Origin of the sequence: Aquimarina sp. RZ0, from assembly GCF_008370685.1 — a bacterium.
Lineage (GTDB): Bacteria > Bacteroidota > Bacteroidia > Flavobacteriales > Flavobacteriaceae > Aquimarina.
This window is the reverse complement of record NZ_VTZU01000027.1, coordinates 20,338-33,013: the sequence shown is the minus strand read 5'-3', so window position 1 is coordinate 33,013 and position 12,676 is coordinate 20,338. Positions and strand designations below refer to the sequence as shown.

The 12,676-nt window shown below is 32.9% G+C and carries 11 protein-coding genes; 10 read left to right on the top strand and 1 reads right to left on the bottom strand.

Annotated elements, in window-relative coordinates:
* Nucleotides 1-5 precede the first annotated feature (5 nt).
* Nucleotides 6-659 carry a pyridoxamine 5'-phosphate oxidase gene (gene pdxH / locus F0000_RS11825; protein ID WP_149624928.1) on the top strand — a complete coding sequence of 218 codons (654 nt, stop codon included), beginning with the start codon at nucleotides 6-8 and terminating at the stop codon, nucleotides 657-659.
* 15 nt (nucleotides 660-674) lie between these two features.
* On the opposite strand, the gene F0000_RS11820 is transcribed toward pdxH, so the two are convergent.
* Complete coding sequence (locus F0000_RS11820) at nucleotides 675-2,846, bottom strand: OmpA family protein (RefSeq protein WP_188112104.1); 2,172 nt, start codon at nucleotides 2,844-2,846, stop codon at nucleotides 675-677.
* 412 nt (nucleotides 2,847-3,258) lie between these two features.
* On the opposite strand from F0000_RS11820, the gene F0000_RS11815 reads away from it, so the two are divergent.
* The 9 genes from F0000_RS11815 to F0000_RS11775 all read left to right on the top strand — a co-directional run bounded on the left by F0000_RS11815 (nucleotide 3,259) and on the right by F0000_RS11775 (nucleotide 12,565).
* Nucleotides 3,259-3,744, top strand: coding sequence for a histidine phosphatase family protein (locus F0000_RS11815; protein ID WP_149624926.1), 486 nt, complete (start codon nucleotides 3,259-3,261; stop codon nucleotides 3,742-3,744).
* Nucleotides 3,745-5,850, top strand: a complete 2,106-nt coding sequence (gene ppk1 / locus F0000_RS11810) for a polyphosphate kinase 1 (protein WP_149624925.1) — start codon at nucleotides 3,745-3,747, stop codon at nucleotides 5,848-5,850. It abuts the gene before it with no gap.
* A gap of 5 nt (nucleotides 5,851-5,855) precedes the next feature.
* Nucleotides 5,856-6,755: an exopolyphosphatase gene (locus F0000_RS11805; protein ID WP_149624924.1), complete on the top strand. Its 900-nt coding sequence runs from the start codon at nucleotides 5,856-5,858 to the stop codon at nucleotides 6,753-6,755.
* A gap of 116 nt (nucleotides 6,756-6,871) precedes the next feature.
* Nucleotides 6,872-7,429, top strand: coding sequence for a porin family protein (locus F0000_RS11800; RefSeq protein WP_149624923.1), 558 nt, complete (start codon nucleotides 6,872-6,874; stop codon nucleotides 7,427-7,429).
* Nucleotides 7,430-7,695: 266 nt separating this feature from the next.
* Nucleotides 7,696-8,655 (top strand): 1,4-dihydroxy-2-naphthoate octaprenyltransferase, encoded by a 960-nt coding sequence (gene menA, locus F0000_RS11795; protein WP_149624922.1) that lies wholly within the window; start codon nucleotides 7,696-7,698, stop codon nucleotides 8,653-8,655.
* Between the two features lie 32 nt (nucleotides 8,656-8,687).
* Nucleotides 8,688-9,368, top strand: coding sequence for a metal-dependent hydrolase (locus tag F0000_RS11790; protein WP_149624921.1), 681 nt, complete (start codon nucleotides 8,688-8,690; stop codon nucleotides 9,366-9,368).
* A complete protein-coding gene (locus F0000_RS11785; RefSeq protein WP_149624920.1) occupies nucleotides 9,369-10,409 on the top strand; it encodes an o-succinylbenzoate synthase in 1,041 nt (346 codons plus the stop codon).
* Nucleotides 10,410-10,430: 21 nt separating this feature from the next.
* Nucleotides 10,431-11,378 carry a CPBP family intramembrane glutamic endopeptidase gene (locus F0000_RS11780; protein WP_149624919.1) on the top strand — a complete coding sequence of 316 codons (948 nt, stop codon included), beginning with the start codon at nucleotides 10,431-10,433 and terminating at the stop codon, nucleotides 11,376-11,378.
* Between the two features lie 62 nt (nucleotides 11,379-11,440).
* On the top strand, nucleotides 11,441-12,565 hold the full coding sequence (locus F0000_RS11775) for an AMP-binding protein (RefSeq protein ID WP_149624918.1): 1,125 nt from the start codon (nucleotides 11,441-11,443) through the stop codon (nucleotides 12,563-12,565).
* Nucleotides 12,566-12,676: the final 111 nt, after the last annotated feature.

The following is a 12,676-nucleotide window of genomic DNA, read 5'->3' as shown; positions in this document are numbered from 1 at the left end:
TACAAATGAATAGAGATCTTACTGATTATAGAAAATCATATGAAAAAACAGTTCTGGAAGAAAAAGATATACCAGAATCTCCTATTTCATTATTTACTAAATGGTTTAAAGAAGTTGAAGCAGCAGGTGGAGTAGAAGAAACCAATGCAATGACATTAACGACATTGGGATTGGATGGATTTCCGAAAGGAAGAATAGTTTTGTTAAAGCAGTATGATGCTCAGGGTTTTGTGTTTTATACGAACTATGAGTCTGAAAAAGGAAAAGCTATTGTGGCAGATAATAAAGTTTGTATTTCTTTTTTCTGGCCTAATCTGGAGCGACAGGTTATTATCAAGGGGACTATTCATAAAACATCAGAAGAACAAAGTAATGCCTATTTTCAATCCAGACCTAGAGGTAGTCAGCTAGGTGCCTGGGCTTCTGATCAAAGCCAAGTGGTAACGTCTAGAGAGTTTTTAGAAAATAAATTAAAGATGTTAGAAGCAGAGTATGTCGATAAAACAATCCCTAAACCACCATTTTGGGGTGGTTATTGTGTGATTCCGATAGTATTTGAATTTTGGCAAGGAAGACCCAATCGTTTGCATGATCGTATTAGATATTCTCAGAAAGCAGCAAGTACAAACGGATGGAATATTGATAGACTATCACCCTGATAAAAGAGTGTAGATTTACATAATAACAAAGTTAGATCGTCGGTTTTTTCTATATTCTTCTTCAGAGCAATCTTCTCCATCAGCACATTTGTTGATTGGTTTTGATTCCCCAAAACCGGTGTACGATAAGATGCGATTTCTAGATATATTTTGACTTATCAAATACTTATAAATAGATTCTGCTCTTTTTTGAGACAGGATAAGATTGTAATCTGTATTTCCACGACTATCAGAATGTGTTTCAATTTTGATAACCATATCAGGAAAATCTTCGTTCATTAATTTCACTACTTTGGTCAACTCTACGATAGCTCTTTCAGTAATGTCCCATTTGTCAAATTCAAAATAAATTTCATTTAATTTGATCAAATCATTTATGGTGCGGCTAATTTTAATATCAGAGGCTAAGGCTATTCCTGATTTTGGAGAAGGTTTCATTTTTGTAACATCACCTGGGTTAACAGGGTTGAAGCCAGTGCTTTGAGTGTTTTTGGATGTGTCTGATGTACGGGTTTCCGAAGTGTTTCTTTCCAGGTCTTTTGTTCTGGAAACAAAATCAGTATTGGCATTAGGACAATTTAAACCGCTTATATCAACGGGTAATTTTAGCTGATAATAATCAGGAAGATTACATTTATTGATATGATTATATCCTTTGGAGAATTTTTTTGTTTCATTCAGAGAGCCATTAAACTCTGCTGTAACAGGTTGGTCCATAATAATGACTTCTCCAGTTTCGTTTAATAACTCGCACGAAGTGTTAACTTTTAGACTGTAATCAATTATAAAAGCATCACTATCAACTTTGACCATTTTATTAGGAATGATAAAGCTCAAAATTCTGGACGACTCATCATAATTTACTTTTATCCTTTTGGACGGTAAGTTTACGGATTCTGTAGAAAATATCACATTCTCGGGTAAAACATCTTTGATAACTGTGTTTTTTGCATTATCATTTCCATCGTTATGGATGGTAAGACTATACTTTAATTCTTGATCCGGAGCGATAATGTCATTAGGAAAAACAAAACTATCATCTGGATATCTGGATCTTTTTACGATATGAATTGCAGGTTCATAAATCTCTACACTAAAAGCAACAGCCATTACAGAATAACCATCATTATCAGTTGATAATCTAAAACTTGATTTTGTTTGATTGTTGCCTATTAATGCATTTCTTGAATTTTTTATTTCAAAAAGGTCAGCATCATAGCCTAAAGTATTTTGACTTGCAGGTACTCTTGTCGTAATATTTCTTCCGTTTTCAGTAATATTAGCATTAAAGAAATTATTCATCGGATTAGTATTATCAGAGATACTTTTATATTTTTTGGTTTCATTAGAGAGTATTTGAAAACGATCTCCTCTTATTCCTTTATCACCTTCATAAGAAATGACTCCAATTTTTCCGTGAACCCCACCTTCAGGAATAGTCTGGAAATTCTCAAAAGAAAAATCTACCGGTTTCGCCTTAGAATCAATATTGACAAATCCATCATATACATAAAACCTTTTTCTTTGTTTAGCGTTATCTTCATAAATAACGATCATTGTCCATCCTCCTGCAAGTCCATTCCCGAGTGCCACATTATCATCTACCTCTGTAGTTGTAGCAGGAATATTTGCTACTGTATACGTACCTGTAGGCTTTGTTAGGTTTAATATCTGGTCGGTAATGTCTTTATAACAAGAATATTGCTTAAATACAGATTTGGAATCTTCATAATAATCGTGAATGACTTGAGCATTCCTAATTGTAGTATACGATGTATTTCCGGGATATTTAATTTTGATAGAAGTTATGTCATGCTTTCTTTCCTGATCGGCATAAGAGGCAGTCCAGTATAGTCCTACATGTTTTATAGTAGCACACTCAGAACTTAGATTCAGATCGGCACTACTAGAGTTAAAGGTGGCAGGATCATTGTCAATATCAATAAATCCCATTCTGAATTGATTATTTAATCCTCCCTCGTTATAACTTTGATTAGGGTCAAAAACATTAGTACCATCATCATTGCTAACTTTTCCTAAAATTGTATTAGAAACAAATTGGAAATCACCTTTAATTGTAAATTCTGTTCTTTTACTAAGGGGAACCTCTACCTGACTATATCCATTAAACAGAATACCACCGGAAGCAATCAATATATAGGTAAGTATCCTTCTTATACTATTCATATGGTCATAAACTTTATCCACTATTCCGTCATTTTATTCCCCGTATATACTAACTTACAACAATAAAATAAATTGTGCAATTAATAGGACGTATATCCTAGATTTAAGGGAAAACCGTAGGTAAATTTAGATTTTAGCGTTTAATAATGTAAACAAAAAATGCTTTTTTCGATGTATAAATAGATTTTACCGACTAAAAGCAATTATTTAGATGTCTTATTATCATTAATTTAGCTTTTTTGTTATCAGCTTAAACGATTGAAAATGTAATAACAAAACTATTTTTTTTCACATGTTTTTTAGAGCGACCAATAGTGATAAAAATTTTTTATTCCATAATAGTAAGAATTGTGAATGTGAATTCTTAAACTTGTGTGCAGAAAGCTAATTCGTTATGAAATTTTAAAAGTAAATGAAGACTTTATATATAATCAGGCATGCAAAATCTTCCTGGAAATTTGATGTAACTGACCACGAAAGACCTCTTAATGAAAGAGGTCTTAACGATGCTAATCTAATAGGAGCAAAGCTTAAAACTATAATAAAATCAGTTGATCAGGTGTTGTGTAGTGATGCAAAGAGAGCCCAAATGACAGCAAAGATTATTTTGAGTCATCTGGATTTTTCGGATACCATCTTTAGGTTAGAACCAAAGCTTTATGATTTTGATGGGTATCAGGTGGTAGAAGTGATTAAAAATTGTTCGGATAAAATTAATTCTTTAATGATTTTTGGGCATAACCATGCATTAACTTCTATAGCCAATGCATACGGGAGTAAATTAATCGATAATTTGCCAACATCAGGAGTCGTTGCAGTTCAATTTGATGTTTTACATTGGAAAGATGTAAGTGTAGGGGAAAACCTATTCACTTTGTTCCCTAAAGAAATAAGATAAATGACAGAAAAACCACCAAATCAATACATAAATAGAGAATTAAGCTGGTTACAATTCAATGCAAGAGTACTGCAAGAAGCCTCTGATGATAGTGTTCCGCTACTGGAAAGGCTCAGGTTTATAGGAATATTTTCTAACAATCTGGATGAGTTTTTTAAAGTTAGATATGCGGCTATAAAAAGAATAGATTTAGCGGGAAAGGATGGTAAGAATGTTCTTAAGGGAAGGACTGCTAGTGAGTTACTGGAACAGATTACCGAAATAGTAATCAAGCAACAATCAGAGAGTTTAAAAATAATTGAGACCATTCGAGAAAAATTAAAGCAGCATAATATCTTTATTATTGATGAAAAAGAAGTCACCATTAAACAAGATAGTTTTATTCGTGAATACTTCATCAATAAAGTGAGTCCTGCTCTGGTTACTTATATACTAAATGATTTAGATAAATTTCCTCATTTAAAGGATAGTGTAGCATATTTAGCCGTAAAACTAGTACTTAAGGATAAGATCCCTAAAGAAGGGAAGATTTCCAAAATTTTACAACAAAAGACAAAGGAAAAAATCTATGCACTTATAGAAATCCCAAAGCTTTCTGATCGTTTTGTTGCATTGCCAGAAGAAGATGGTAAGCAGTTTATAATTATTCTGGACGATTTGATTAGATATTGTATGCAGATCAATTTCAGTATTTTTGATTATATAAGTGCTTCAGCCCATATGATCAAAATTACAAGAGATGCTCAGTTGGATTTTGATAATGATTTCAGCAAAAGTTTTATAGAAAAAATATCAAGTAGTGTTAAATCAAGAAGAGATGGAGAACCTGTTCGTTTTGTCTATGATAAAACGATGGACAAAGATACATTGAGTTTCTTGATGGATAAGATGGGGATAGATAATACAGACAGTATTATACCAGGAGGAAGGTATCATAATCGTAGAGATTATATGAATTTTCCAGACTTAAATAAAAAAGAACTTGTATATCAACCTTTAATACCATTAACAATTCCTGGATTGAGCTTACAGGGAAGTTTATTAAATAAAATAGCAAAAAAAGATTTTCTTCAGTACACACCCTATCATACGTTTTCTTATACCGTAAAGTTTTTACGAGAGTCAGCAATAGATCCCAAAGTAAAGACTATAAAAATTACCATCTATAGATTGGCGAGGATATCACATATTGCCAGCTCTCTGATCAATGCCGCAAAGAATGGAAAAAAGGTTACGGTACAAATAGAATTACAGGCTCGATTTGATGAAGCTGCAAATATTAAATATGCAGAGCAAATGCAACGAGAAGGAGTGAATCTTATTTTTGGGGTTCCTGGTCTAAAAGTACATTGTAAAGCCTGTGTAATTGAACGAGAAGAAAAAGGTAAACTAAAAAGATATGGTTTTATTAGCACTGGAAATTTTAATGAATCTACTGCAAAAATATATACAGATTATACCTTATTTACGACAAACGAAGCCATTCTAAAAGAAACGAATAAAGTTTTTAAATTTTTTCAGATAAATTATAAAGTTAGTAGGTATAAGCACTTGTTGATTTCTCCACATTATACCAGAAGCTTTTTGTTAAAATTAATAAATAATGAAATTAAGAATAGCAAAGTAGGTATTGCAGCTGGTATAAAACTGAAATTAAATAGTATCAGTGATTATGATATGATTGATAAGTTGTATGAAGCTAGTAGTGCAGGAGTAAAGATAGACCTTATCGTTAGAGGTATATGTTGTTTGGTTCCTGGTATTCCTGAAATTAGTGAAAATATTAGAGTAATTAGTGTAGTCGACAAGTTTTTAGAACATCCCAGGCTTTATATTTTTAAAAATGCCGGGACTCCAAAGGTATATATATCTTCAGCTGATTGGATGACAAGAAACCTGGATAGGCGAGTAGAAATTTCTTGCCCTATTTATGACGAAGATATAAAAGAAGAACTGATGGATACGTTTGATATTTGCTGGAGTGATAATGTCAAAGCAAGAAGCTTATCCAAAGATCGTGATAATGCGTATATTAGGAATGATAAAGTAAAGGTAAGATCACAGATAGCGACATATGATTATTATTTAAGAAAATTAGGAAATTAGATATTTTGTTAACAATAGAAAAATATGGAGCCATTGATATTGGTTCCAATGCAATAAGACTACTGATTAGTAGTATCCACGAGGAAGAAGGCAAGCAAACCAGGTTTAAAAAAACCAGTTTAGTTCGTGTTCCGATTAGATTAGGAACAGATGTATTTGTTACCAAAAGAGTTTCTGAAGAAAATATAAATAGAATGATTGATACAATGCAGGCGTATCAGCTTTTAATGAAAACTCATAAGGTTGTAAAGTACAAAGCCTGTGCGACCTCTGCCATGAGAGAAGCAGATAACGGAAGAGAAGTAGTAGCGCTAATCAAAGAAAAGACCGGGATACACATTGATATCATCGATGGCACAGATGAAGCCGCTATAATTGCTATGACAGATCTACACGAATTGATAAATACAGATGCTACATATCTATATGTCGATGTTGGTGGAGGAAGTACTGAGTTTACTTTATATGATAATGGTAAAACAATTATATCCAGATCATTTAAATTAGGAACTGTACGATTGCTGAATGAACTTGTTTCTGATACTACCTGGAAAGAAGTAGAAGAATGGATTACTAAAAATACAAAGGGATATTCCAGAATATCATTAATAGGATCTGGAGGAAATATTAATAATATTTTTAAGAATAGTGGAAAAGCTGTGGGGAAATCACTTTCTTTTTTATATTTGAGTTCATATTTTGAGTTACTTAATTCATTGTCCTATGAAGAAAGGATATGGGAGCTTAACCTCAATCAAGATAGGGCAGATGTAATTTTACCCGCAGTCAAAATCTATTTATCAGCTATGAAATGGAGTAAAGCCAGAAAGATTTATGTGCCAAAAATTGGGCTTTCTGATGGTATCATTAAATCATTGTATAATGACAAACTTCAGGGAAAATAATATTTCTTACGATAATCAAAGGTTTAAAATAGAGGAAATTTCCCTTAATTCGTTAAAATATTCTAAAAAAATCATTTTTTTGTATTAAATTGTCAATGTATCTAAATGTATAAGCTATGAAAAAAACTTTATTCTTTGTCGTTGTTTCATTATTCACTTTTTTAGGAATTCATGCTCAGGAATCCAGGTATGGAATCAGAATAGGAGCAAATCTGAGTAGTATTAGTTCAGATAATATTCCTGATAATCTCGATGATAGTAGAATAGGAGTTGTGGTAGGGTTTTTGGCAGATTTTAGACTGTCAGGAAAACTACGGTTACAGCCAGAATTTCAGTATTCCGGACAAGGGAATAAAGATAAGGATTTACGAGTTGATTATCTACAGGTACCTTTGATGCTAAAATATAATATTACGAACATCTTTAATATTCAATTAGGGCCACAAGCAGGAATAAAAATTTGGGAATGGGAGGATAATCAAGAAGGAATAACTGATTTTAATACCTTCGATTTTGCTGGAGTTGCCGGTATAGGTGTGAACATTACAGACAATTTTTTTGCTGATTTAAGATATTCTATTGGATTATCTAATGTCTTTGATGAAGATGGTAGTCCTGTTGGATTAGATGGTAATAGCAGAAATATACAACTATCTGTTGGGTATAGATTATAATATAAGTAAGTATTTGTCGAAGTGCCTCAAAATCGCATGCAAAGTACATTTTTGTTTTATCCCTTTTTCGTTTTATAACTGCTATGGTAAAAAAATGTTTTTGTATGAACCGAAAAGAGTAATTTTTTAATGAGTAGTTATAGAATATAAAAGTATTAGTCTATCTTCTAAAAGGAAGAATTTCTAAAGAGGTAGATTTATATTGAGATACTTTTTGTTTTTTTTTAAATGAAAATACTGTTCCTTTGAAAAATAAATTATCTCTAATGATCAAATTCAAAGCTTGGATCTCTGCAGCTCGGCTTCGCACATTACCATTATCGATTTCAGGAATTATAGTAGGATCTTCTATGTTCAATAATATGTATCTAAATACAGATCCTTCTTTTGAGTACCAGGTTGGTTTTGGAGGGGAACAGTTATTTTTTTCTGAAACATTGATATTCTGGCTGGCTATAGCAACCACATTAGGATTACAGATACTATCTAATTTTGCGAATGACTATGGAGATGGGGTAAAAGGAACAGATAATGAAGATAGAGTAGGACCGCAACGGGCATTGCAGAGCGGAGCCATATCAAGACAGGAAATGTTTACAGGGATTGTATTTACAGCTATTCTTACATTGATGCTCGCTATAGTGTTGATTTATACATCTTTTGGCAAGACCTATTTTCTGTATTCAATATTCTTTTTTCTTTTAGGACTGGCAGCTATAATAGCAGCTATAAAATATACGATGGGAGATACTGCATATGGTTACAGAGGATTGGGCGATGTATTTGTATTTATTTTTTTTGGATTGGTAAGCGTCGTCGGCTGCTATTTCTTATTTACCAAAAACTTAAACTGGGTGGTATTTCTTCCTGCTACCGCTATAGGTTTTCTCAGTGCAGCAGTATTAAACCTAAATAATATGAGAGATTACGATAGTGATAAAAAGGCAGAGAAGAATACAATTGTAGTCAAAATGGGGTTGGCAAATGCAAAAAAGTATCACTATTTTTTAATTATTGGTGCAATGGTTGCAATGCTGATATTTTTATCTGTTACCTATCAGGATTATACTGATTTCTTATTTTTACCCGCCTTTGTTCCATTAGTAATCCATAGTATTAAAGTTAAAAAAAACAAAAATGCAACGGCACTGGATCCCGAATTAAAAAAAGTAGCTTTGTCTACTTTTTTATTGGCTATATTGTTTAGTTTAGGGCAGATTTTTTAACTTTTGATAGCTCACTTAAAAATTGTTACACAATGAAAATTACATTTTACGGTCAAAATACATTGTTATTAGAAATGGGGACAACCAAAGTTTTGGTAGATCCGTTTATTTCAGGGAATCCATTGGCAAAAGATATGTTGGATATACAAGATCTTAAAGTAGAATACATATTACTTACTCATGCACATCAGGATCATACATTAGATGCAGAAGCTATAGCAAAGAACTGTAATGCAACGATTGTTTCTAATTATGAAATTGCCATGTATTATCAAGCCAAAGGTATTAAGGTACACCCAATGAATCACGGAGGCAATTGGGCGTTTGAGTTTGGTAAAGTGAAATATGTAAATGCAATACATACCAGTAGTTTTCCTGATGGAACTTATGGAGGACAACCAGGAGGATTTGTGATCCAGGGAGCTCAGAAAAATATTTATATAGCTGGGGATACAGCATTAACGATGGATATGAAGCTAATTCCTATGTTTGTAAAACTTGATTTGGCGATACTACCTATCGGGGATAACTTCACCATGGGAATTGACGATGCTATTATCGCCAGTGATTTTGTAGCATGTGATAGAATATTAGGAGTACATTATGATACCTTTGGATACATAGAAATTAATCATGAAGAAGCCAAACATAAGTTTCAAGAGAAAAACAAAGAGTTAATGCTTTTAGAAATAGGGCAACGTATAGAACTTTAAATGAACGCAGCGTATTATAAGCATGTTTTAGAATTCAAAAGACCTGGCGGCACCTCCCGGGGGGTATTAAAAACGAAAGAAACCTGGTTTATTGTAATTTCTTCTGAGGGGAAACAAGGGATTGGAGAATGTGGTATTTTAAGAACTTTGAGTATTGATGATCGACCAGATTATGAAGAGAAATTAAAATGGGTTTGTGATAATATACAACTTGGAGCAGATACATTATGGGAAGCTTTACTAGCGTTCCCCAGTATACAATTTGGTGTAGAAATAGCTTTTAGATCTTTGCAAAGCCAGTCTCCTTTTGTATTGTTTCCTTCAGCATTTACCGATGGATTCGATTCGATATCAATCAATGGATTGATCTGGATGGGAGATGAGATCTTTATGAAAAATCAGGTTAAAGAAAAACTGGATCAGGGGTTTAGCTGCATAAAACTAAAAATAGGCGCGATAGATTTTAATACTGAATTGGCATTATTATCATACATAAGGTCACAATTTTCAAAAGAAAGTATAGAGTTGCGCGTAGATGCCAATGGTGCTTTTAGTCCAGAGGAATCAATAACAAAGCTAGAACAACTTAGCAATTATGATCTTCATAGTATAGAGCAACCGATACGGCAGGGGCAATATAAGGCTATGAAAAAATTATGCAAAGAGACACCATTGCCTATTGCATTAGATGAAGAATTAATAGGTGTTTTTGAGGTAACAGAAAAAGAAAAATTATTACAAACAATACAACCGCAATATATTATTCTAAAACCGAGTTTGATAGGAGGTTTTAGAGGAACTCAAGAATGGATTAATCTGGCAGAGAAATTAAAAATTGGTTGGTGGATTACTAGCGCATTAGAAAGTAATATTGGGCTAAACGCTATTGCACAATATACTTATATGCTCCAAAATCCTATGCCTCAGGGATTAGGTACAGGTAGTTTATATGTCAATAATATAGAAGCACCTCTGGTAATCAATCAGGGAGCATTACAGTATGACACAAAAAAAGAATGGAATGTGTCATATCTTACTTAATTTTTTAACAAGAATAAATATATGTATATAGAACAAGCGTTTAAATCAAAAAATGACTGGTGGAGATATTTAGTAGGTATTATTATGGTATTTACCGGTTGGCAGGTTATAGGTATTATTCCACTCTCGGTGGTAGCTTTTGCCAAGTCAGAAGGATTGCAGGATTTTATAAAAAAAGCAGAAACTAGTTTTATGGAATCCGGAATTAACGCTAATTTATTTTTAGTGCTGGTTATTTTTAGTTTTGCAATGGGATTGTTAGGGGTATGGTTTGCCGTTAGATTTATACACGAACAGAAATTTAAAAAATTAACTACTTCCAGAAATGCAGTCGACTGGAGCAGAATATGGTTTTCATTTCTTCTCGTGGTGGGAGTGAATTCTGTTTTATTCGTAATAGGATACTTTGTAGAACCCGAAATTTATGTGTGGAATTTTAAAGTAATTCCTTTTTTATTACTTTTTCTGATCGCCATATTTCTATTGCCCTTACAAACAAGTTTTGAAGAATATCTATTCAGAGGATATTTAATGCAAGGACTGGGAGTAATGACCAAAAATAAATGGGTACCACTAATATTTACCTCAGTTACTTTTGGATTGTTACATGGATTAAACCCAGAAGTAGAAAAACTGGGAAATATAATGATGGTATTTTATATTGGTACAGGTTTTTTATTAGGCATTATGACGCTGATGGACGATGGTATGGAGCTGGCATTAGGATTTCATGCAGCAAATAATATTATTGCAGCAATACTGGTAACTACAGATTGGAGTGCTTTTCAGACGGATGCACTGTTTGTAGATATATCAGAGCCTTCTGCCGGATTTGATATCATATTACCTATTATAATTCAATATCCATTAATCATACTTGTTTTAGCAAAAAAATACAAATGGTCGGGATGGAAAAATAAATTGTTTGGCAAAGTAGAACCCATAGCTGTTATTGAAGATATTAACTAATTCTTAATATACAATTTACACTTAGATAACGTGTGGATATGCCAGAAAAATGAAATTTGAATATGCAAACGAAAGATACATTTTCTATTCCACAAATACACGAAGATTTTAGTATCAATAAGCAATCTTTGGATAAAGAAGGCTTAGAAAAAATAGCACATTATTTCATAAAAAAAGGCGAAGTATACGAGCAAGAGGTAGGGATTTTTTTATTAGATTGGTTAAATAGGAAAGAATATATAGTTGTAAAAACATCGGGTTCTACAGGAAAACCTAAGCAGATAAAAATTTATAAGCAACACATGATCAATAGTGCAAAAGCTACCGCCAAGTTTTTTAAAGTTGCTGAAGGAACAACAGCACTTCTTTGTTTGCCAGCTACGTATATTGCAGGGAAGATGATGTTGGTAAGAGCTATTGTACTAGGATGGAAGATAGATCTGGTTCCTCCAAAGACAAATCCTTTGGATGCCGTCTACAAACAATATGATTTCTGCGCAATGGTGCCCTTACAACTGGATAATTCTATCAACAGATTACATTTACTGAAAAAATTAATTGTAGGGGGTGGCACCTTATCCGAAAACCTGAAAGAACTGGTTCAGGGAAGCAAAACTAAAATATTTGAAACCTACGGGATGACCGAAACGGTTACCCATATTGCAGCAAGAAGAATCAATCCAAAGAAAAAAGACAAAAAGGATGCTAGATTTTTTAAAGCCTTACCCAATATTACACTGAGTACAGATGATAGAAATTGTTTGATTATCAAGGCGCCTCAACTTAATGATGAGACCATTGTAACCAATGATGTAGTAGAATTAAAGACCTATAAAAAATTTAATTGGAAAGGACGCTACGATCATGTCATCAATAGCGGAGGAATTAAATTGTATCCAGAAGAAATCGAGACAAAGCTCCAATTACTGATAGGACATCGTTTTTTTATTGCAAGTATGCCCAATGATGCTCTGGGAGATAAAGTTGTTTTAGTTCTGGAACAAGACTATGATATTACCAAAAAAGAAACTCTGGAAGAAGCTATGCGACATCTAAAGATTCTCACAAAGTACGAAACGCCAAAAGAAATTTATTTCTTACCTCAATTTATTGAAACCGAAACCGGAAAAATACAACGGTCTCGTAACATCGAACTGATCCTAAAAAGGTTAGATAACGGCGGTTAAAACTTTTAATAGATATACATTTTCTATGATATGATCAGATCAGGGGTTATCTTGATTGTACTCTCAATATATAACCACTTCCCTAAATGAAATATCTACTTCCCTCATTAT

Bases quoted from the DNA above. Each gene is read 5' to 3' on its own strand.
- pdxH (WP_149624928.1), top strand. From the start codon at position 6: ATGAATAGAGATCTTACTGATTATAGAAAATCATATGAAAAAACAGTT.
- F0000_RS11820 (WP_188112104.1), bottom strand. From the start codon at position 2,846: ATGAATAGTATAAGAAGGATACTTACCTATATATTGATTGCTTCCGGT.
- F0000_RS11815 (WP_149624926.1), top strand. From the start codon at position 3,259: ATGAAGACTTTATATATAATCAGGCATGCAAAATCTTCCTGGAAATTT.
- ppk1 (WP_149624925.1), top strand. From the start codon at position 3,745: ATGACAGAAAAACCACCAAATCAATACATAAATAGAGAATTAAGCTGG.
- F0000_RS11800 (WP_149624923.1), top strand. From the start codon at position 6,872: ATGAAAAAAACTTTATTCTTTGTCGTTGTTTCATTATTCACTTTTTTA.
- menA (WP_149624922.1), top strand. From the start codon at position 7,696: ATGATCAAATTCAAAGCTTGGATCTCTGCAGCTCGGCTTCGCACATTA.
- F0000_RS11790 (WP_149624921.1), top strand. From the start codon at position 8,688: ATGAAAATTACATTTTACGGTCAAAATACATTGTTATTAGAAATGGGG.
- F0000_RS11785 (WP_149624920.1), top strand. From the start codon at position 9,369: ATGAACGCAGCGTATTATAAGCATGTTTTAGAATTCAAAAGACCTGGC.
- F0000_RS11780 (WP_149624919.1), top strand. From the start codon at position 10,431: ATGTATATAGAACAAGCGTTTAAATCAAAAAATGACTGGTGGAGATAT.
- F0000_RS11775 (WP_149624918.1), top strand. From the start codon at position 11,441: ATGCAAACGAAAGATACATTTTCTATTCCACAAATACACGAAGATTTT.